This is a genomic window from Arthrobacter sp. TE12231 (genome assembly GCF_054062895.1).
Map to the genome: position 1 here is coordinate 2498245 of NZ_JBSSFS010000001.1, position 22171 is coordinate 2520415.

Sequence of the window (22171 nt, forward strand, 5' to 3'; positions counted from 1 at the left end):
GAAGGACCCACCAGCCCCATGGCACGCCGCCAAACCACGCCCCCGGCAGGGGACGCCAGCCAAGATTCCGCAGGAACATTCGTAGAGAACATCGTCGATATTGATGTCACGTCCGAGATGGAAGGCTCGTTCCTCGAATACGCCTATTCGGTGATCTACTCGCGGGCCCTCCCGGACGCCCGCGACGGCTTGAAGCCCGTGCAGCGCCGCATCCTGTACATGATGAGCGACATGGGGCTGCGCCCGGACCGGGGCCACGTCAAGAGCGCCCGCGTCGTGGGCGAGGTCATGGGCAAGCTGCACCCCCACGGCGACGCGGCGATCTACGACGCCATGGTCCGCATGGCGCAGGACTTCTCCCTGCGGCTGCCGCTGATCGACGGACATGGCAACTTCGGCTCGCTCGACGACGGGCCGGCCGCGCCCCGCTACACGGAGGCCCGGCTGGCGGCTGCGGCTCTGACCCTCACGGACCACCTCGACGAGGACGTCGTCGATTTCGTTCCGAACTACGACAACCAGCTGACCCAGCCGGACGTACTCCCGGCCGCGTTCCCCAACCTGCTGGTCAACGGCGCCACGGGCATCGCCGTCGGCATGGCCACGAACATGGCCCCGCACAACCTCGTGGAGGTCATCGCCGCCGCGCGGCACCTGATCGAAAACCCGGACGCCACGCTCGAGGACATCATGAAGTTCGTCCCCGGCCCGGACCTGCCCACGGGCGGCCGGATCGTTGGCCTGGACGGCATCCGCGACGCCTACGCCACGGGCCGAGGCTCCTTCAAGACCCGAGCCAAGGTGGAGATCGAGCAACTCTCGGCCCGCCGCACCGGCCTGGTGGTCACGGAACTGCCCTACATGGTGGGGCCGGAGAAGGTGATCGAGAAGATCAAGGACGCCGTCAACGGCAAGAAGCTCACCGGCATCAGCGACATCGTGGACCTCACGGATCGCAAGCACGGCCTGCGCCTGGTCATTGAGCTCAAGAACGGCTTCAATCCCAATGCGGTACTCCAGCAGCTCTACCGCTACACCCCGATGGAAGACTCCTTCGGCATCAACAACGTCACGCTCGTGGACGGGCAGCCCCAGACCCTCGGGCTGCTGCAGCTGCTCTCGGTCTATGTGGACCACCGGATCAACGTTGTACGCCGCCGCACGGCCTTCCGGCTGGGCAAGAAGAAGGACCGCCTGCACCTGGTCGAGGGCCTCCTGATCGCGATCGTTGACATTGACGAGGTCATCCAGATCATCCGGTCCTCCGACGAGGTTGCCGCGGCCCGGACCCGGCTGATGTCCATCTACGACCTCACCGAGATCCAGGCCAACTACATCCTGGAACTGCGGCTGCGGCAGCTGACCAAGTACTCGCGGATCGAACTGGAGAAGGAGCAGGAGGAGCTCCGCCGGGAAATCGCCGAGCTCGAGGCCATCCTGGGCTCCCCCGCGCTGCTGCGTGGCCTCGTCTCAGACGAACTCGGCGAGATCGCGGAGAAGTACGGCACCCCGCGGCGGACAGTGCTGCTGGAATCCGAGGCCGTCTCCCCCACCGTCGCGGCCGCCGCGGGCGCCGTCACCGGGGCCAAGGGCAAGGCGGCGCCGCTGGCGCTCGAGATCGCGGACGATCCCTGCTGGGCCATCCTCACGGCGTCCGGTCAGATCGCGCGCACTTCCAACCAGGAAAGCCTGGCCGAGGCAGGCCCCCGGACCCGGCATGACGTTTTCTCCTCCGTGGTCAAGACATCAGCCCGCGGCGAGATCGCGGCCGTGACGTCGCAGGGACGCATGCTGCGCCTTCAGGTCATGGACATGCCCGTGCTACCGCCGACGTCGGGCACTCCGAACATGGCTGGCGGCGTGCCGGCCAAGGACTTCATCACCCTCCTCAAGGGCGAGTCGCTTGTGGCTTTCGTTCCCCTGGACCAAATCCTCGCAATCGGAACCGCCCAGGGCGTAGTCAAGCGGGTGCAGCCGGACTATCCGCTGATTCGCGAGGACTGGGAAGTGATCGCGCTCAAGGACAAGGACACCGTGGTGGGTGTTACGTCCGCGGGGTCCGACGACGACGATCTCGTCTTCATCACGCGCCAGGCCCAACTGCTGCGCTTCAGTGCTTCCGCGGTCCGCCCGCAGGGCCGGACCGCAGGCGGCATGGCCGGAATCAAGCTGGCCGCCGGGGACCGGGTTCTGTTCTTCGGGACCGCCAACGCCGCCGACGCCGCCGCCGTAGTCGTGACCATCGCTGGGACCGAAGGGGCCCTTCCGGGCACCGCCCCCGGGGCTGCCAAGGTCACCGCGCTGGCCGAATACCCGGCCAAGGGCCGGGCCACGGCCGGAGTGCGGGCCCACCGCTTCCTCAAGGGCGAGGACACGCTGCTCCTCGGCTGGGCCGGCCACGGTCCCGCCAAGGCTTCCTCTTCGGCGGGCGTGGCGCGCTCCCTCCCGGGCGAGCACGGCCGCCGCGACGGTTCCGGGCTCCCCCTGTCCCAGGCTATCGACGCCATTGGCCCCAGCATGGCGTGGTCCGAGGAACCGGAGGCCGGGGCCGCGCATGCGGCCTCCGCCGGGACGCCGGCCGGGACGGACGCGTAGCCGTCTTGGTTCGCAGGATGCGCGCAGTTTCCGAGGGCCGTGGTTTCGTAGGCCGCATGTCAGCAGTCCGGGACAGATGTGTAGCCGTCTGACCACACAAAGCCCGGTCGGGCCGCGTTTTCGCGGCCCGACCGGGCTTTGTGCTCGCTCCCTGCAATCGGGCTTTACGTTCGATCCATAAGCTCGGGCGCCGTCGCCGGACCCGGCGTGAAGGATTGACCTGAAGGATCGGCGTCCGGCAATCTTTCTTTCCGCAGGCGCCATTCCAGGTTCCGTGGAGTAGGGGCTACGCCATGTGGTTGAGGCTCAAGATGTTGCCCTCGGTGTCCAGGAACCATGCGGCCGAACTCCCGTCGGGAGTGGTGGCAATTCCGTCCTCGGTTTTCAGGCCCGGGAAGTCGTATTCCTCGAAGACGATTCCGTTGGCCCGGAGTTCCGCAACGGCCGCCGGCAGGTCGTCGACCGTCCAGCCGATCTGCGTGTTCTTGGCGGTGCCGGCGTTAGGCGTTTGGTACAGGAGGAACCGGGTTCCGCCGCCGCACGTGTACTGCAGGTTGTCTTCGGCATCCGGGTTGTCGGGTTCGAGCCCGAGCTTGTCGCGGTAGAAACCCCGTGCACGGGCGATATCCGCCGCCGGTAGCACAGCGCCGACTTGCTGATCCTTGAGCATGGCTATTCTCTTTCCAGGCCCGCCCCCCGGAAGGAATCTTACTCCTCCGGGCGCCGCGCGTACCCGTGAAACTGAAGCAGGATTCCGGTGACCGTCAGCGTCTCGCCGCGTCCGCCACGCGCGCCCCGAGGGCCGGTTCATTAAACTGCTCGAGCCGCCGTCATGCGGCCGTGGTGAGGATCCCTGGCCACCGGGCGGGACTCGGTTGTGCGGGCGTCATGAGGAGCCGCCGTCGCCAACCGGGTCGCCGTCATGGGGCCGTGGCCACCGCGAACGGCAGCGGGCGCTGGCGTCATTGCCGGGTCCGTGATTACACGGCTGGCATCATCGCCGCGATCAGGCCGCCACTCTCCGGGCAGCGGTCATGCTGCCCGGGCGGGTCGGGCGGGTGTGAAGTAGTGGTTGCGGCGGGGTTTTTGGCCGGGGTCGATGTGGGGTGGCGGGATGAACCAGGGAATCCCGGTCCGGATCCGGATGGTCCACGCTTCCTTGTGGATCAGGTGGTGGTGATGGGAGCACAGCAGGGCCCCGTTCTCCGTGCCCGTGGTCCCGCCGCGGGACCAGTAGGTGATGTGGTGGGCTTCGCACCAGGGCGCGGGGATGGTGCAGCCGGGGAAGGCGCAGCCGAGGTCGCGGGCGATGAGGGCTTTGCGGAGGTGGGGCGGGAAGAGCCGGGACGCCCGGCCGATGTCCAGGATCCGTCCCTCACCCCCGAGCAGGACGGGGATGATGTCCGCGTCGCAGGCGATCTTCCGGATGGTGGAGGCGGTCACGGGTCCGGTGAACAGCAGCGCACCCGTTTCCCGCACCGCCCCCGCGGGCCGGAACGCCGCACCGGCCGTTTCCTGGGCTTCTGCCGGGCCAGCTTGGCCGTCGGTGGTGGTGCCGAGCCGGGCCAGCAGGTCCCGGTAATCCATGGTGACCATGACCTGGGGGCGGAGCCCGCCGGCGGCGGGCAGTCCCCCGGTGGCGAGGGCGATCCCGCAGGCACCGACCAGGCCGTCCAGCAGCCGCTGGGCCCGGGACCGATGATCCAGCCCCGCCGCCCCCGGATCCTCCTCGCACACCCGCTGCCCCGATACGGCGGGGGCGTCATCCAGAACGGCATGAGTCACCGGGGCCGGAGCCGGGGCCGGGGTCTGGGCATCCGCGTGAGCCGACACGCCGCCGGCCCTGGCGTCACAGGCCACGTCGCCAGCGTGTGTGCCGACGCCCCAGCCGTCACTGGCCGGCTCATTGGCGGCCAACCCCACCGCGAAAGCGGCGCCGGCGGGCTCGGCGGCCCAGCCAGCAGAAGCAGTGCCACCGCCGGTGGCATCAACCGTCCAGCCGTGACCGGCGACCGTCCCGGCACCCGCCGCCCAGCCATCAGAGGCGGCGACACCGGTGGCGGAGTCCTCAGCGCCAGCCGTGGGGCCCTCAGAAGCGGCGGCGGTGGCCGATCCCTCAGAGGCGGCGGCTTTCGTGGTCCCGGCGGCGGCGGTGTCCGTGGTGGCGGTGCGGGGGTTGGTGCCGGTGTTCATGGCGGTGAGGAGGTATTCGAACTGTTCGGTGGTCGCGAAGATCTCAAGATGGTGCAGGCCGTGGCGCGGGCGCCGGATGAAGGCGCCCTGCAGCTGGCGCAGCAGCTCCTCGGAGGGCTCGGCACCGTCCTGATCCAGCGCATCCGCCCAGCCCCGGGCGACCCGGGCCAGGAAGTCCGCGTCGTTTTCCGCGGCCGTGCGGGTCAGGGCGTGCTCCATCCGGGCCAGGGCCCCGGCGTCACAGGCGTGCCGGACCTTCTCCAGCGCCGCCGTGATGATCGTCGCGGCCCCGGATGCGACCTGCCCGGACGCGACCGCCGCACCGAGTTCCGCGTGCACGGCCGGGACGGGCTGGCCGGTGAGTCCCCGGCGGGGCAGCAGGCCCCCGGCCAGGGACAGCCGGCGCTTAGCCTCCGGGGCACCGATCCGCAGCCGCGCCCGCAGGAACTCCGCCGTGCTCCGGTACCCGTCATCCACCACCGCCGCGTCACCGGCCGCATCCCACGGCACACCCTCCCCGGTCAGCGCATCGGGCGAAGCCGCAGAACCGGGCGACGCCTCAGCCGCCGCGGTTCCGAGGGCGTCGTCGCGCCAGCCCGTCGTCCACGACGAGCCGGCCCCCGCCCCGGCTGCCGGGGAGGCCTGCGTCCGGGTCCGGTCCACCGCACCGGCCGCCACCAGCTGTAAAAACTCCACCCGGCGCGAGAGCTCCTCCACACCCCCGGCGAAGTCCGCCGCGGTCCGGAAATCCCATAATGCCGCATCCTGAACCGCCGTCGAACCCACAGCCTCCAACGCGGCCAGGGCAACATCCACACCCGACCGCCGGGCCAGGTCTAAACCTTGACATGAGTCGCGGCCCGTGCCGGGATCCGCGCCGCAGCCCGCAGCGCGACCGGTGCACCGATCCGTGCCCTGCCCGTCGTCCCCGAACCCAATGAAACCCCTGGCGGCTTCCATGACACCACTCTCCTCCGGGGGTCTGACATTCTTAGCGCGAACCCAAATTCCAACTCCACGAGTGGATCGCGATTCTTCCGAGCTTTGCCCCGGAGGCTGCAAGGCTTCGGGATGCCGCACGTGATAGGGATGCCCGACGGCACAAATGCACTTACACTGCTGGAATGCCTATCATCCCGGATACCAAGGACTGGACTTGGGTCCTGTCGCGGCCCTGCCCCGAGTGCGGTTTCGATGCCTCCGTTGCGACCCCGGCCACCGTGCCCGGGATCATCACCACCATGCTCCCGCGGTGGCGCGCCGCCCTCCGCCGGCCGGACGCGGCGGAGCGGCCCGATGAGGCCACCTGGTCCGTTCTCGAGTACGGCTGCCACGTCCGGGACGTCTTCACACTCTTCGATCACCGTTTGGCGCTCATGCTGGGCGAGGACGACGCCCGGTTCGATGACTGGGACCAGGACCGGACAGCCATCGAACAGGACTACGCCAACGCCGATCCTGCCGAAGTTGGCGCCGAACTGACCACCGAGGGCGAACAGATTGCTGCGTCCTTCGCCCGCGTCACGGAGGAGGACTGGGACCGCAAGGGGACCCGGAGCAACGGCTCAGTATTCACGGTCCTGACCTTTGCGCAGTACTTCCTGCACGACGTCGTGCATCACCTCCACGATGTGGACGGTTAGCCCCTCGACGGTTAGCGCGTGGACTGCAGGCTGCCGGCCCGGTAGCCTGCAGCCCGGTAGCCTGCAGTCCTTCATCCCCCGGTCCGCTAGCTAGCGGCCCCAAGTGCAGTCCCCCGAGCAGACGCCCCCTAACCCACAGCCGACTACAGATCCTTGTCCCACGCCATGCTGCGGTTGACTGCCGAATAGCCCATCTTGATGTACAGCGCGAGGGCTCCGGTGGGGTTTTCTGAATCGACGTCCAAGGAGGCCACGTCCATTCCGGCGGCGGCAAATCGGCGCATGGCATCCGCCAGGAGGACCTGCGCGATGCCACGGCCGCGGAAATCCCGCCGCACTCCCAGCAGCTCTGTGTACCCCTCGCGGTAGCCACGGGCCAAGGCGCCCTCGGCGTCGTAGGTGGCCAACTGGTAGCCCGCCACCGTTCCCGTGGAACGCTCAAGCACGACGCCGCTGAGGTCCGGCCGGGCCTGCGGATCGTTCACCACAAAACCCCATCCCTCTTCGTCCCGGGGCTCGCTGCCCCAGTGGTCCCGAAATGCGTCATTGTGCGCCAGCCGCACGGGCTCGTGGAGCGCTGGCCCGAAGGTCACGAGCTCCAGTCCGGGGTCTAGGACACCATCGGGCAACGCCTGGTTCAGTGGCCGGTGCATCTCGTTGTAGTAGCGGACAATGCTGTAGCCGGAGCCCGCGAACAAAGCCGCCTGGTGTTGATGTTTCTCCTCCATGTAGAGCCGCAGCCTCGGATGCGGCTCCACCGCTCCGGCCTCCGCCACGCCGCCTGCCGCTGCAGCATCCTCCACGAAGCGCTCCCTGGTCCGCTGTTCCATCCAGCCCAACAGCCCGGTGCCGATTCCACTCCCCTGCCACGCAGGATCCACGCAACCGGACCCTGTCGCCTTATCCCCGTCGCGGTTCTTGGTGACCCTGGCGTACGCCCGGGCAATGCCTTGCGGATCGAACCCGAGGATGGTGTTCGCCGCCACCGGGTTGTTCTTCGACTCCAGGATCTGCTCCAGATCGGCGCGGCGCTCGAACCAGACGGGCTGCTCCACGGCGGCGGTCCGGGCGATCAGTCCGGCCCACTCATCGAGGTCCTGCTGTTCTGCCGCCCGCCAAACCAGCCGGGAATCCAGCGGGTGCAGGGTATCGCCTTGTCGGTTCATGGCAACAGGCTAACGGGCACCCTACCCCCGCGCCAGCACCGCCGCCGCAGCCGGATTCGTGCCAAGGGCAGCCGCGGCGTCGAGGTCCAGACAGATATCAGCGACGTCGATATCGTCCGGGTTGTGCGTTACGAGGACCACCGTGCGGTCCTTCAGGCCGTCCCGCAACTCGGCCAGCATGAGCCGTCCGGCCTCCGCGTCGAGGTGCGCCGTCGGTTCATCGAGCAGGATGACATCGGCCCCGGTCATGAGCGTCCGTGCGACGGCCAGGCGCTGGCGCTCCCCGCCGCTGAGGAACGCCCCGCCCGGTCCGATCCGGGTGTCCAGGCCGTCCTCAAGCCGGGCCAGCACCGGGCCGAGCCCCACGGCGTCGAGCGCAGCCCGCATCTGCTCGTCACTTCCGGCTGGCGCTCCGCCGCCGGCGGCCGCGGCGCCTCCTGAGGGCGCGGCGGCTTCCCGGCCCCGCGCGGCATCTCGGGCCCGCGCGGCATCTCCAGACGTGTTGCCGCGGCCGGACTCTGTCTCCACAGCCGCCCCTGGCCGCGCCAACAGAAGGTTGCCTCGGATGGTGGAGTCGAACAGATGGGCCTCCTGCGGGCACCAGGCCGCGCGGCCGGTCAAAAACAGGTGGCCACTGGTTGCCGGGAGGAAACCCAGGGCCACAGCGAGCAGCGTGGACTTGCCTGATCCGGATGCGCCAGTGACGGCAAGCCAGCGTCCCGGGCCGGCCGCGGCCGTGAGCCCGGTAAAGACGTTGCCGCCGCCAGGCCACCCGGCGGCGAGGTCAACCAGCTCGATCCCGGGCTCCCCGTCGGGCCGTGCCGCCCTAGGAACCAGCCCGCCGTCGGCGACTTCGCCGCCTTCCGGTCCGCTGTCAGCCCCCGCGTCCAGGACTCCTGCGTTGCTGATGCGCCGCAACACGGCGCGCAGCGCCGGGAACTGCCGCACGCCCGTTGTGATGGCCGCGTAGGGGTCCACCAAAGCGAGTTGCACGAGCACGACGACGGCGACCGTCGCCGGTTCGACCGCGCCGCTAAGAGCCAGCGGGGCGGCCAGTACGGCGCTGGCCAACGCTGCGCCGGCACAGGCCAGGACGGTCAGCGACTGGCCGAGGCCTTCCGCCCAGGCCGACCGCTGCGAGGCCGCTGTCGCCGACCGGTCGGCCCTGCTGATGGCACCCAGCACGGGAGCGGTCACTCCGTTGGCGTGAAGTTCTGCGCGGGCGTCCAGGGCGGCGGCGACGTCTCGGAGCACGCCGGAGCGGAGCTGCTGTTCGGTGCCGGCGGACATGCGGTCGGCCGCCAATGCAAGGGCGGGGGCCACGATAATGCTCAGCAGCGCCGCTGCGGCCACGGCCGGAAGCGCCGCCGGGAGCAGGAAGCCGATGCCGACCACTGCGGTCACGGCGACAGCGACAGCGGTGACGGGCGGCAGGACGACGCGGGGAAGGAGATCACGGAGGGTATCGACGTCGTCCACCACCGTGCCCAGGACGTTGCCGCCCTGCAGAAGCCGGCGCAAGGACAGGGCGCGGCGGCTCAGCGATTCCCAAAGCCGGCCCCGGAGCCTGGTTAGGGCGGCGAAGACGGCATCGTGCAGGAGCAGCCGTTCGGCGTACCGCAGGCCCGCCCGGCCGACTCCGAAGAACCGCACGCCGACGATCGCCGTCAGCAGGTAGAGAATGGGTGGCTGTTCGCTGGCACGGATGATCAGCCAGCCGGACAGGCCGGCGAGGGCGACGGCGAAGAGGGCCGCCAGCGTGCCCACGGCTCCGGCGGCGGCAAACCGGCCCGCCACCGGTGCCAGCAGCCGGCCCAGCCGGGCCACGACCGAGCCGGCGTGCGGGGCTGACTCGGCTGATGGGGCGGCCGGCGTCCCGGGCGCCGCTCCGGTCCGCATCGGGTCCGGTTCAGCGACGGGGGCCCGTCCGACGCTAGTTGCTGCGGCCGGCACGGTCCTCCGGTCCGGCACAGTCGCCGCAGTCGACGCCGATACCGCAACAGGCGCTGCCGCCGCAGCACGGACGGTCGACGGCGGCACGATTGCTGCAGCGTGCACGTCCGTGTCTCCCCCCGCGGATGCCGTCAGCGCCACGCGGTCCGTATGCTCAATGCCGCGGTGTCCTCCGCCGTGTGGAGCAACCGCGACGAGCCTGTCGGCCAGCTCCCGGGTCTGCCGGTCGTGCGCGACGAGCAGCACGGTGACCCGTCCCCGGAGCCCGGCGAGGGCCCCGGTAACCACTGTGGCGGAACTCCGGTCCAGGTGGGCGGTCGGCTCGTCCAGGAGTAGTACGGTGGCGCCGGCTTCGATCCGCGCCAGCCCGCGCGCCAGCGCCACCCGCCGCAGCTCCCCCGGGCTCAACTCGGCCGGGTGTTTGGCCGCCAGATGCTCCGCGGCCACGGCGGCAAGGCACCGCAGTGCCGCCGCATCGCCCTCCGACCCAGCCGGAGGATTGGCAGAAGTACCCGCCGGAGTCCTCACGGACATTCTGGCCGTAGCAGCACTGCCCGGAGTGCCGGCCGCGGCGGCGTCGGGTCCGTAGGCGGGAATGCCGAGGTACAGGCGGACCTCGTCCAGTACGGTGGGTGCCACCATGACAGGGTGCTGTGGCACCCAGGCGACCTCCGCCGTCGTGAATCCTCCGATGTGCCCCGACACGACGGTGCTTGCGCCCGTCCCGACAGTACCCGCGAGGACACCGAGCACCGTACTCTTTCCGGCGCCGCTGGGCCCGTCAAGGGCCGTGATACGGCCGGCATCTGCGGTGAGGCTCAGCGGCCCGACGGCGGCTTCCGTGCGTCCGCCGAAACGGACCGTCAGCCCGTCCACGGCGACGGCAGGCGGCCCTCCGGCCGGGACGCCAGCCGCGGTCAGGTCAGCGGACTGTCCCTCAGCTCCTGCGGCGGCTCCAGCGGCCGGAGTCGGCATCAGCGGCGAGGCTCCCGGATCCGCGAGGACCGCGGTGGTTTCGGCGAGCGCGGCCCGGCCTTCGTCGCTCGCGTGGTGTGCAGTGCCGAGTTCCCGGAGCGGCAGGTAGCAGTCGGGGGCCAGGATGAGCGCCAGCAGTCCGGCCTCCAGCGCCATGTCGCCGTGCACCAGTCGGACGCCGATAAACACGGCAACCACTGCCACGGAAATCGTCGCGATGAGCTCCAAGGCCAGGGCGGAGAGGAAGGCCGTACGCAAAGTCCCCATGGTCCGGGAACGGTATTCCTCGGACATATCCTCGAGTGCCTTGCGCTGGGCCGTGGCCCGGCCCAGGCCAACCAGGACGGGCAGGCCCTTGGCGAGTTCGAGCATGTGGCCGGAGAGCCGGGCCAGCGCCGACTGGGCTTCCCGGACCCGGTCCTCGGTGTACCGTCCAATCAGCACCATAAACAGGGGCACCAACGGCACCGTCAACACGATCACCACTGCGCTGATCCAATCGGCGAACAGGATGCGCGCCCCCAGCAGCAGCGGGATGGCCGCGCAGTTCACCAGCGCGGGCAGAAACTGGGTGTAGTAGTTGTCCAGGGCATCCAGCCCCCGGGTGGCGAGGACAGCGAGGCCGCCGTCGGCCGGGCCCGCCGACCGTGTCCCGCTCCTCAGCGCCCGCTCCAGAAGTTGCGAGCGGAGCTCCTCCTTCACCCCCAGCGCCGCCCGGCGCGAGGCCACCGACTGGGCCCACACGGTCAGTGAGCGCAGCACGGCTCCGGCCACCCCGAGGACGAGCTGGTCGGCCCAGGCCGGATCATGCGCCGCGAGACCGGCGAGCATCGATGCGACAGCCTGCGCCATCAGCACGAGCGATAGGGCCTTCAGTGCGGCCAGCAGGCCCAGCAGGTAGAGCGCGGAACGGGTTGCGGGGCCGGCGGGGAACGGTTTCATCAGGCAGCTAGTCCTTCGGTGCGAGCGCTTTGGCGGCAATCGCGGGCAGGAAGCTGTGGGCCTCGGGGATGTGTGCGGCGCTTACCCGGCGCCGGAACACCCAGTACGTCCAGGCCTGGTATGCCAGGACGAGTGGCAGCCCGATGCAGGCCACGATGCTCATCAGGCCCAGGGTGTAGTCCGAGGACGAGGCGTTGGTGACTGTCAGGTTGAATGCGGGATCCAGGGTGGACGGCATCACCACGGGGAACGCGGCACCGAAGATGGATGCGCTGCCGAGCAGGAGGAACGCCCCGAGCGACATGAAGGCACGGCCCTCGGCACCCTTGCGGGCGAAGTTCCAGGCGAGTACTGCTGCCACGACGGCTGCGACGACGGCGGCCATGGTCCAGGCCTCGCCGCTGAGCAGCTGCAGGCTCACGGCCCAGCCGGCGATGGGCAGCAGCAGTACGGGCAGGAGCCGGACGAACCACGCCCGCGCCCGGTGACGGACCTCGCCGTCGGTCTTCAGCGCCAGGAACCCGAGCCCGTGCAGGAGGGAGAACCCGACGACGGCGAGACCGCCAAGCACGGCATAACCGCTGAACCAGGCGAACGGTCCGCCCACGCGGTCGCCGTTGGCATCAATCGGCAGCCCAGTGGTGGTCAGCGCCAGCGCGGCGCCGACACCGAAGGCCGCGACGAAGGAACCGGCCGAGATGGCCCAGTCCCAGCGGGCGCGCCACTTCGGGTTGTCCACCTTGCCGCGGTATTCGAAGGCGACCGCACGGAAGATGAGCGCCACGAGGACCAGCAGGAGCGGCAGGTACAGCGCGGAGAACAGCGAGGCGTACCACAGCGGGAAGGCCGCGAAGGTGGCACCCCCGGCGGTCAGGAGCCAGACCTCGTTGCCGTCCCAGACCGGGCCGATCGTATTGATCAGGACGCGGCGCTCAGTGTTGTTCCGGGCGAAACCCTTCATCAGCATGCCGACGCCGAGGTCGAAGCCCTCGAGAAAGAGATAGCCCGTCCACAGCACCGCGATGGCAATGAACCAGATGGTGGGTAGCAGTTCCATGCTGAGAATCCTCTGCGCTTCTTCGTGTGGGGTTGCTGAATAGGTGGGTTGCTGAGCGGGCGCTTAGTAGGCGAACGCCAGGACGTCGTCGCCCTCGGGCGTGCCCGGTGTGCCGCCCGGGGGCGTGCCGCCCTCCGACTCGTCCGCCGGGGCGTGTGCGAGTTCCGGCATAGCCGCGGCCACACCGCCGCGGATGTATTTGACCAGGAGCTTGACCTCGACCACCAGCAGCACGGCATAGATGGTGGTCAGCACGACGAGGGAGGTCAGGATCTCGCCGGCGGACACACCCGGTGAGACAGCGGCGGCGGTGAACATGAAGACCTGATCGATGCCGCTGGGGTCAGGGTTCGGGGCGACGACGAACGGCTGGCGGCCCATCTCGGTGAAGATCCAGCCAGCGGCATTGGCGCCGAATGGTGCGAGGATGCCGAACACCGCCAGGCGCATGAGGCCCCGGGAGGCCGGCACGGTTCCCTTGCGGGTGGCCCAGAGGGCCACGAGGGCCGCGAGGGCGGCGATGCCACCAAAGCCGATCATCATGCGGAAGCCCCAGTAGGTGACTTCCATGACCGGAACGTACTGGATGGGCTGGCCCGCGCGGTCCCCGTAGATGGGGTTGTCCGGCAGGGTGGTGCCGTACTTGGCCTTGTACTCGTCCAGCAGGCTGTTGACGCCCTTGACCTCGGTGCTGAAGTCGCCCTTGGCCAGGAAGGACAGGATGCCGGGAACCTCGATCACAGCGACGATGTCGTTGCAGTTCTTGGAACCGAGGTTGCCGACGCTGAGGACCGAGAACCCGGTGCCGTCGTGGCAGGCTGCCTCGGCGGCGGCCATCTTCATGGGCTGCTGTTCGAACATGAGCTTGCCCTGCAGATCCCCGGTGACAGCGGTGCCCGCAAAGGAAATCATGGCGACGACGGCTCCGATGCGCAGCGAGCGGATCCACACAGTGTGGTCGTTGCGGTCCCGTCCGGGGATTCCGGGGGCTTCGCCGGGAATCACTTTGCCGTCGGTCCCGATGGTGTCGATCCCGTCGTGGCGGCGGCGCCACAGGTGGTACCAGGCGATGCCGAGGAGGAAGGCTCCGGCGACGGCGAGGGCACCGAAGAGGGTGTGGGGCACGGCAACAAGGGCGGTGTTGTTCGTGAAGACGGCCCAGGCATCGGTCATGACGGGCCGGCCATTGACCATTTGTACGCCGACCGGGTGCTGCATCCAGCTGTTGGCCACGATGATGAAGTACGCCGAGAAGACAGAACCGATCACGGCGATCCAGAGGCAGGCCAGGTGGAGGCCGGGCTTGAGTTGCTTCCAGCCGAAGATCCACAGGCCCAGGAATGTCGACTCGACGAAGAAGGCCAAGAGCGCTTCCATGGCCAGCGGGGCGCCGAACACGTCGCCGACAAAGCGGCTGTACTCGCTCCAGGCCATGCCGAACTGGAATTCCTGCACGATTCCCGTGGCGACGCCCATGATGAAGTTGATCAGGAAGAGCTTGCCCCAGAACTTGGTCATGCGGAGATACTCCGGCTTGCCGGTGCGGTACCAGAGCGTCTGGATCACAGCCACCACCAGGCCAAGGCCGATCGTGAGCGGCACCATCATGAAGTGGTAGACCGTGGTGATTCCGAATTGCCAGCGTGCGATTTCCAAGGCGTCCAAGGCAGTCCCTACTTTAGCTAGGCTCGAGCAACTTCTACACTCTGTAGAAGTGATACTTCTACAGAGTGTAGAACACATCGGCACTTCGTCGTAAACCAGACTCCCACGGGGCGTCATGGCCCGCAATGGGCCGGACAGCCCCCGCTCCGGCGGCGGGCCCGGCACCCTCGGTCCGCCGTTGGGGGCCGCCACCGGCGGCCGACATCCGAGGCCGCAAGCCGCCGTTGGACCGCCGCCGTCGGTGCTGCCGGGCGCGCCACCCGACACGCCGGACGGCCGTGTTCTACTTCATGTAGAAAGAATGTGCAAAACACGGTAAATTTATAACAACGTATTCACATACACCGCCCCGGCAGGCACCAGCTTTTCCCCAGCACGACGCCGGTGCGGCAGGCATAGAAGGATGTACGGAATGGCAAGTCTCGGTGAACTGGAACGGGCAGTGATGGACCTGCTCTGGGCAGGTCAAGAAGCTGCGACAGCCAATACCCTGCGGGATCTCCTCGCGCAGAGCACCCACCCCCAGGACGGCACCGCCGGCCACGAGGGCAAGGACCTAGCGGTCACCACGGTGCTGACCGTGCTCTCCCGCCTCGAGCGGAAGGGCCTCGTGGAGCGCGAACGCGGCACCCGACCGCACCGCTACCAGGCCGTTTCCAGCCGCGCGGACCACACCGCGGAACTCATGCACGAGGTCCTCGGCTCGGCCCCGGACCGCGAGGCCGTCCTGGCCCGGTTCATTGGTTCCGTCACGGACAACGAGGCAGAAACCCTGCGCAAGCTGCTGGGCCGCAGCTAGCGCCCGATGTTCTGGACCTCATATTTTCTGGCGGTCCTGGCGATAGCACTGGCCTGGCCGGTGCCTATCCTCCTCTCGCGTGCCCAGTGGCCGGCACGCTCCCCCTTCACGGCGATGCTGCTGTGGCAGGCGATCGCCCTTGCCGGTGGCCTGTCCATGATCGGCGCGATGCTCGTCTACGGGCTTGAGCCGGTCGGGGACAACCTGCTTTCCGGCCTGCGCGCACTGGCGGGGATGGTGTTCAACAATGCCCCCACCACGGATCTGGGCTTCTGGCACATCTTTGCGCTCTCCGCCGCGGCCCTGCTGACGGCGCATCTCGTTTTCACGCTGCTGCTGACCTACTACAAGATCCAGCGCCAGCGCCGGCGCCACCGGGAACTGCTGGACCTGCTCGCCTCGCCGTCCGCCGACGGGCCGCGAACGGTGGTCCTCAACGTGGACTCCCCCGTGGCCTACTGCCTGCCCGGCGGCGCACGCTCCGTGACTGTTCTCTCCGACGGGCTCATGGCCGCGCTGGAACCCGCTGAGCTCCGTGCGGTCCTGATCCATGAGAACGCGCATTTGAGCCAGCGCCACCATCTCCTGCTGTGGGCCTTCGCCGCGTGGCGCCAGGCCCTGCCGTGGCTCCCCACCACTCGGCTGGCCCAGGATTCGGTCAACTCCCTGATCGAAATGCTGGCCGACGACGTCGCCCTCAAGACCGAGAGCAAAGCCACTCTCATCAAGGCAATCGCGATCGTGGCCAGCGGCTCCCCGACGGCCCCGGCGACGCGCCTGGCATTCGGCGAACCCGGCCTGCCCGACGCCGACCCAAGCCAGCCCGGCGCCACCGGGGGCACCGGCTCGGCAGGCACGACGGCGTCCCGCGTCAGCCGCCTGCTCTCGCCCCAGCCCCCGCTTCCGGATGCCCTGCGCGCGGCCGTCCTGGCAGCCTGCGTACTGCTGCTGGCCCTGCCGACGGCTCTGTTATTGGTCCCCGGCCTGCTCGGCTGAAGCTCTGTCATTTTCGGAAGGCGTCTGCACGGAAGGCGTCGTGGCAGGCATGCGGGCGATGAGCAGCGTCCTCGCAACACCGCTCCCGCACATGCGAAGGGCAAGGAGAATTAATCTCCTTGCCCTTTTCAGGTTATAGCTCGCCAGGGGACTTGCCGCAAGGCCCCTGCCAACGGCCAGAATAGTGAGTCGCGGCCAAAATACCCGAGGAAATGGGGACTGCTCCGGGCGATTCCGCGATTCGGGGCCGCAGGCCGGAAGGTGATTTCTTGGATTGGGGTTTCACATGTTCGACGTGATCATTAGCGGCGGCGGGCCGACGGGGATGATGCTGGCCAGCGAGTTGCGGCTGTACGACGTGGACGTGCTCGTGCTGGAGAAGGACGCGGAGCCGAGCGAGACTGTCCGCTCGCTTGGCCTGCACCCGCGCAGCATTGAGATCATGGACCAACGCGGGCTGCTGGACCGTTTCCTCGCACACGGGCAGCAGTATCCCGGCGGCGTAGGCCGCTTCGCCGCGATCGATAAACCCCGGCCGGCGAATTTGGACACCGCACACGGCTACGTCCTCGGCATCCCCCAGCCGGTCACCGATCGCCTGCTGGCCGAGCGCGCCGTCGAGCTCGGTGCGCAGATCCGCCGCGGCTCCGAGGTGACGGGTGTAGAGCAGGACGGGGACGGGGTGAGCGTCGGGCTCGCCGACGGCACACGGCTGCGCTCCCGATGGCTGGTCGGCTGCGACGGGGGACGCAGCCTGGTGCGCAGGCTGCTCGGCGTTGGCTTCCCCGGCGAGCCCGCCAACACGGAGTGGCTCCTCGGCGAGGTCGAGGTGACCGCGCCGCCGGACGAGCTGGCTGAAGTGGCGGACGAGGTGCGCAAGACCCACAAGGGGTTCGGCATCGGCCCCGCCGGAAACGGCCTGTACCGCGCCGTCGTACCCGCGGCGACCGTGGCCGAGGATCGCTCGGTCCCGCCGACCCTGGCGGAGTTCCGGACGCAGCTGCGGGCGTACGCGGGCACCGACTTCGGCGTCCACTCACCACGCTCGCTATCCCGTTTCAGCGACGCCACCCGGCTTGCCGAACGATACCGAGTGGACCGGGTACTTCTCGCCGGCGACGCGGCGCACGTCCACCCGCCGCTGGGAGGGCAGGGTTTGAACCTCGGCATCCAGGACGCCTTCAACCTCGGCTGGAAGCTCGCCGCCGAGGTCAACGGGTGGGCACCGGGCGGGCTGCTGGACACCTATTACGCCGAGCGTCACCCGGTCGCCGAGGACGTGCTCACCATCACCCGCGCCCAGAGCGAACTGCTCTCCCCCGAGCCGGGCCCGCAGGCCGTGCGCCGGCTGCTGACTGCGCTGATGGACTTTGAGGACGTCCGCCGTTTCCTGGCGGAGAAGGTCACCGCGATCGGGGTCCGCTACGACTTCGGCGAAGGACCTGAGCTTCTCGGCAGGCGACTGCGCGACATCCCTCTGTCGCGGGGCCGCCTCTACGAGCTCACCCGCGAAGGCCGCGGGCTCCTGCTGGACCAGACCGGCGAACTCTCCGTGGCGGGATGGCAGGATCGGATCGACCACGTCGTGGACGTCAGCGGTGAACTGGACGCGCCCGCGGTCCTGCTCCGGCCAGACGGCCACGTCGCATGGATCGGCGATGACCAAAAAGACCTGCTCCACCACCTGCCGACATGGTTCGGAGCCGCCTCCGCGGACGTCGGAGGCGTTCACGATCGCCATGGCTGACGTGATGATCGACGACGAACGGGGTTTTTGTGTCCCGGGTCCGGTCAGGCGTCGATGCGCTCCCGGTCCAGGCTTGCGGCGCCGGCAATGATGAAGTCCTTGCGCGGTGCCACGTCGGAGCCCATGAGGAGGTCGAAGACTTCTTCGGCCTGCTTGGCGTTGTCGATTCCGACCTTGCGGAGCGTCCGGTGGCGCGGATCCATGGTGGTTTCTGCCAGCTGCTCGGCGTCCATCTCGCCCAGGCCCTTGTAGCGCTGGATCGGCTCCTTGTAGCGCTTGCCCTCCTTGGCGAGCCTCGCCAGCAGGACGTGGAGCTCGGCCTCGGAGTAGGTGTAGATCATCTCGTTGGCCTTCTGGCCGGCGTTGATGACCTCCACCCGGTGCAGCGGCGGGACGGCGGCAAAGACGCGGCCCTCATCGATCATGGGCCGCATGTAGCGGAAGAAGAGCGTCAGCAGCAGCGTCCGGATGTGGGCGCCGTCGACGTCGGCGTCGGTCATGAGGATCACCTTGCCGTACCGGGCCGCACTGATGTCGAACGTCCGGCCCGAGCCTGCGCCCACCACCTGGATCAGGGCCGCGCACTCGGCGTTGGAGAGCATGTCCCCGACGGACGCCTTCTGGACGTTGAGGATCTTGCCGCGGATCGGCAGGAGGGCCTGGAAATCTGAGGACCTTGCCAGTTTGGCAGTGCCGAGCGCGGAGTCACCCTCGACGATGAACAGTTCGGACCGCGCGACGTCGTCCGTGCGGCAGTCGGCAAGCTTGGTCGGCATGGAGGAGGTTTCCAGTGCATTCTTGCGGCGCTGGGTTTCCTTGTGGACGCGCGCCGAGATGCGGGACTTCATCTCGCTGACGACCTTTTCCAGCAGCAGCGCCGACTGGGCTTTGTCGTTGCGGTTTGAGGAGGTCAGCCGTGCGGTGATCTCCTGCTCCACCACCTTGGCCACGATGGCCCGCACGGCCGACGTGCCCAGGATTTCCTTGGTCTGGCCCTCGAACTGCGGCTCGGCCAGCCGGACGGTCAGGACTGCCGTCAGGCCGGCGAAGATGTCGTCCTTTTCGATCTTGTCGTTGCCTGCTTTGAGTTTGCGGGCATTGGTCTCGATCGCCTTGCGGAAGGTCTTCAGCAGTGCCTGCTCGAAGCCGGACTGGTGGGTGCCGCCCTTCGGCGTGGAGATGATGTTGACGAAGGTGCGGACCGTGCTGTCGTAGCCGATCCCCCAGCGCAGGGCGACGTCGACTTCGCAGTCGCGCTCCACCTCCGCGAGCTGGCTGTGCCCCCGCTCGTCGAGGACGGGCACTGTTTCCTTGAATTTGCCGGCGCCGTGCAGGCGCCAGATGTCGGTGATGGCCGGGTCAGCGGCGAGGAAGTCGACAAACTCGGCGATGCCGCCGTCGTGGTGGAAGACTTCCTCATGCGGGCCCGCTTCGCCCGGGGTGCCGGCAAGCCTGCGTTCGTCCCGGACCGTGAGCTTCAGCCCGGGGACCAGGAACGAGGTCTGGCGGGCACGCGCGGCGAGGTCCTCGTAGGAGAATTTGGCGTCGGGCGTGAAGATCTGCCGGTCGGCCCAGTAACGGATCCGCGTTCCCGTCATTCCGCGCTTGGCCTTGCCGACGACGTCGAGCACGGAGCCGTCCACGAACGGTTCGAAGACCGAGGCCGGATCCGGCTTAGTGCCCGGGTCCTTGAAGCGGCCCGGCTCGCCGCGGCGGAAGGACATCTTGTAGATCTTGCCGCCACGGTCCACCTCGACGTCGAGGCGTGCCGACAGGGCGTTGACGACGGAGGCGCCCACGCCGTGCAGGCCGCCCGAAGCCGTGTAGGAACCGCCGCCGAACTTTCCGCCGGCGTGCAGTTTGGTGAAAACCACTTCGACGCCGGTCAGCCCGGTTTTCGGTTCGACGTCCACGGGGATGCCGCGGCCGTCGTCGTGAATCTCCACCGAGTTGTCCGCGTGCAGGATGATCTTGATGTCGTGGCCGAAGCCGGCGAGGGCCTCGTCGACGGAGTTGTCGATGATCTCCCAGAGGCAGTGCATGAGTCCGCGGGAATCCGTGGAGCCGATGTACATGCCCGGGCGCTTGCGGACGGCCTCAAGGCCCTCCAGCACGGAAAGGTGCCGGGCGGTGTAATCAGAACTGGGTGCCACGGGTCGTGAACTCCTTACAAGACGGGGACGGCCCCTGCAGCGTGCGCAGGCCGGCTGTCACAGTGTTTAGCGCTCTTCCTAGGTTAGTCGGAGTCAGGGTCCTCGCCGATCTGCCACTCCCCGGAAGGACCGTGCGGGGCTTCCCCGTTACTGAGACGTGATACGCGGACAGCGAAAGTGGGCCATCCCGGCGATGGTTTGGCCACGAATACTGGTTATATAGATATACCGATCTACTAAGGAGGCCGAACATGACAACAGCAGTTGCGGACCGCACACTGACCGCCGCAGACCGGTGCGATCGTTGCGGAGCACAGGCATATGTCCGGGTTGTTCTCGGAGCCTCCGGCGGTGAGCTTCTTTTCTGCGGCCACCACGCACGCGCCGTAGAGCCGACACTCAAGCCGCTCAGCTCAGACTGGCACGACGAGACAGACCGCCTTCACCAGAAGGCCCCGGTTCCGGTCGACTAGATCCCCGGTTTCCGGCTCGGCGCCTGGCCGGGTCTTCAGCGACCTGAGATTACTGAACTCTGGGACTACTGAACAACTAGTGAACAAGGACCTCTCCGATTCGGAGGGGTCCTCGTTCGTTAAACGCGAGTTAGTGCGAAGGGACCCCTGATCCTGCAAAACCACTCAGGCAAGACACCAACGCGGGGTCACATCCGGCCCGCCAGGCGGCGGGCGGGATGTGACCCCGCGTTGGTGTGGACTGCTCCCAGCCTGCGGCTGGTGTGCGGCCGTTAGTCCAGGTAGTCGCGCAGGACCTGTGAGCGCGACGGGTGCCGCAGCTTGGACATGGTCTTGGATTCGATCTGGCGGATGCGCTCGCGCGTCACACCGTAGACCTTGCCGATTTCGTCTAAAGTCTTCGGCTGTCCGTCGGTGAGGCCGAAGCGCATGGCGACCACACCGGCTTCGCGCTCTGACAACGTGTCCAGCACCGAGTGCAGCTGTTCCTGCAGCAGGGTGAAGCTCACGGCATCCGCGGGAACCACGGCTTCGGAGTCCTCGATGAGGTCACCGAATTCGGAGTCGCCGTCCTCGCCAAGCGGAGTGTGCAGGGAGATGGGCTCGCGGCCGTATTTCTGGACCTCAACGACCTTTTCCGGGGTCATGTCCAGTTCGAGGGCCAGCTCCTCCGGCGTGGGTTCGCGGCCGAGGTCCTGCAGCATCTGGCGCTGGACGCGGGCCAGCTTGTTGATGACTTCCACCATGTGCACCGGGATGCGGATGGTGCGGGCCTGGTCGGCCATGGCGCGGGTGATCGCCTGGCGGATCCACCACGTGGCGTAGGTGGAGAACTTGAAGCCCTTCGTGTAGTCGAACTTCTCGACCGCACGGATCAGGCCCAGGTTGCCTTCCTGGATCAGGTCCAGGAACAGCATGCCGCGGCCGGTGTAGCGCTTGGCCAGCGAGACCACGAGGCGGAGGTTGGCTTCCAGCAGGTGGTTCTTGGCACGCTTGCCGTCGTGGATGACGAATTCAAGCTCACGCTTGAGCTTCGGATCCATCGTGCCGTCGTCGGCGGCGATCTTTTCCTCGGCGAAGAGGCCGGCCTCGATCCGCAGGGCCAGGTCCACTTCCTGCTCAGCGTTCAGCAGGGCGACCTTGCCGATCTGCTTCAGGTAGTCCTTGACGGGGTCGGCGGTGGCGCCGGCGGACATGACCTGCTGCACCGGGGCGTCGTCGTCATCGGCATCGGAGTAGACGAAGCCGGAGCCGGTGGCCGCTGCGGCCTTGCCGGGAGCCTCTTCGCCTTCTACCTCGTCGCCGAGTTCGGCAGCATCGGGCGTGATGTCGTCGAGGTCCTCTTCGACGTCGACGTCATCGTCGTCGCCGTGCTCACTGGCTGATTTGCCGGCGGCCTCTGCCGCGGCTTTGGCGCCGGGCTTGGGCCCGCGCTTCTTGGGCTCAGGCTTGGCGACTCCGGTTACGGTGTCGCCGCCCTCGGCGGAAGCGGCGTCTTTGACAGCCTTGTTGGCTGCACGCGTGGCGGCGCGCTTGGCGTTGGTCGCCGCCTTCTTCTCGTCGGGGGACATTTCGGCCTGGTCGGCGGGTTCCTTCTTCGCGGAAGACGGGGTCACTGAAAACCTTTCTAGCTGCGGTCTGCGGATCGCCATACGGGCAACACCACTATGACCCTGTCAAGTCCGTGTTCAACATCAGATGCAACCACGACCAGCAGAGCCACTAAGTAGAACTGCTGGGGCGGCCGGAATGTTCCCTGTTTCCAAGGTTCATTGCGGGCACTTGATACACGGACCCAACCGGGTCTCGGCAAC

General features: G+C 68.2%; 14 protein-coding genes. 6 read left to right on the plus strand and 8 right to left on the minus strand.

Going from position 1 to position 22171, the window contains the following annotated elements; all coding sequences use genetic code 11:
* Window positions 1–18: 18 nt before the first annotated feature.
* Entirely contained in the window at window positions 19–2595 is a 2577-nt protein-coding gene (locus tag ACVWYS_RS11345) for a DNA gyrase/topoisomerase IV subunit A (protein WP_456509745.1), read from the plus strand.
* Between the two features lie 286 nt (window positions 2596–2881).
* Here the strand turns inward: ACVWYS_RS11345 and ACVWYS_RS11350 are convergent, their stop codons facing one another.
* A complete protein-coding gene (locus ACVWYS_RS11350) occupies window positions 2882–3265 on the minus strand; it encodes a VOC family protein (protein WP_456509746.1) in 384 nt (127 codons plus the stop codon).
* 362 nt (window positions 3266–3627) lie between these two features.
* A complete protein-coding gene (locus ACVWYS_RS11355) occupies window positions 3628–5484 on the minus strand; it encodes a DUF222 domain-containing protein (RefSeq protein ID WP_456509747.1) in 1857 nt (618 codons plus the stop codon).
* Between the two features lie 428 nt (window positions 5485–5912).
* On the opposite strand from ACVWYS_RS11355, the gene ACVWYS_RS11360 reads away from it, so the two are divergent.
* A complete protein-coding gene (locus tag ACVWYS_RS11360; RefSeq protein WP_456509748.1) occupies window positions 5913–6431 on the plus strand; it encodes a DinB family protein in 519 nt (172 codons plus the stop codon).
* A gap of 143 nt (window positions 6432–6574) precedes the next feature.
* Here the strand turns inward: ACVWYS_RS11360 and ACVWYS_RS11365 are convergent, their stop codons facing one another.
* The 4 genes from ACVWYS_RS11365 to ACVWYS_RS11380 form a co-directional block, all read right to left on the minus strand.
* Window positions 6575–7597: a GNAT family N-acetyltransferase gene (locus ACVWYS_RS11365; RefSeq protein WP_456506986.1), complete on the minus strand. Its 1023-nt coding sequence runs from the start codon at window positions 7595–7597 to the stop codon at window positions 6575–6577.
* A gap of 21 nt (window positions 7598–7618) precedes the next feature.
* Complete coding sequence (gene cydD, locus ACVWYS_RS11370; protein ID WP_456506987.1) at window positions 7619–11467, minus strand: thiol reductant ABC exporter subunit CydD; 3849 nt, start codon at window positions 11465–11467, stop codon at window positions 7619–7621.
* Between the two features lie 7 nt (window positions 11468–11474).
* Complete coding sequence (cydB, locus tag ACVWYS_RS11375) at window positions 11475–12524, minus strand: cytochrome d ubiquinol oxidase subunit II (RefSeq protein ID WP_091256506.1); 1050 nt, start codon at window positions 12522–12524, stop codon at window positions 11475–11477.
* Between the two features lie 63 nt (window positions 12525–12587).
* Window positions 12588–14189: a cytochrome ubiquinol oxidase subunit I gene (locus tag ACVWYS_RS11380; RefSeq protein ID WP_344363411.1), complete on the minus strand. Its 1602-nt coding sequence runs from the start codon at window positions 14187–14189 to the stop codon at window positions 12588–12590.
* A 412-nt stretch (window positions 14190–14601) separates the two neighbouring features.
* Between ACVWYS_RS11380 and ACVWYS_RS11385 the strand changes: the two genes are divergently transcribed.
* The 3 genes from ACVWYS_RS11385 (at window position 14602) to rox (ending at window position 17731) form a co-directional block, all read left to right on the plus strand.
* Complete coding sequence (locus tag ACVWYS_RS11385) at window positions 14602–14988, plus strand: BlaI/MecI/CopY family transcriptional regulator (RefSeq protein ID WP_091256503.1); 387 nt, start codon at window positions 14602–14604, stop codon at window positions 14986–14988.
* A gap of 6 nt (window positions 14989–14994) precedes the next feature.
* Window positions 14995–15984: a M56 family metallopeptidase gene (locus ACVWYS_RS11390; RefSeq protein WP_456506988.1), complete on the plus strand. Its 990-nt coding sequence runs from the start codon at window positions 14995–14997 to the stop codon at window positions 15982–15984.
* 286 nt (window positions 15985–16270) lie between these two features.
* Window positions 16271–17731: a rifampin monooxygenase gene (gene rox / locus ACVWYS_RS11395; protein WP_456509749.1), complete on the plus strand. Its 1461-nt coding sequence runs from the start codon at window positions 16271–16273 to the stop codon at window positions 17729–17731.
* Window positions 17732–17775: 44 nt separating this feature from the next.
* Here rox and ACVWYS_RS11400 read toward each other — a convergent pair whose 3' ends face one another.
* Window positions 17776–19884: a DNA gyrase/topoisomerase IV subunit B gene (locus ACVWYS_RS11400; RefSeq protein WP_116768201.1), complete on the minus strand. Its 2109-nt coding sequence runs from the start codon at window positions 19882–19884 to the stop codon at window positions 17776–17778.
* A 251-nt stretch (window positions 19885–20135) separates the two neighbouring features.
* Between ACVWYS_RS11400 and ACVWYS_RS11405 the strand changes: the two genes are divergently transcribed.
* A complete protein-coding gene (locus ACVWYS_RS11405) occupies window positions 20136–20357 on the plus strand; it encodes a DUF7455 domain-containing protein (protein ID WP_026266251.1) in 222 nt (73 codons plus the stop codon).
* Window positions 20358–20629: 272 nt separating this feature from the next.
* Here the strand turns inward: ACVWYS_RS11405 and ACVWYS_RS11410 are convergent, their stop codons facing one another.
* Complete coding sequence (locus ACVWYS_RS11410; protein ID WP_116768202.1) at window positions 20630–21973, minus strand: RNA polymerase sigma factor; 1344 nt, start codon at window positions 21971–21973, stop codon at window positions 20630–20632.
* Window positions 21974–22171: the final 198 nt, after the last annotated feature.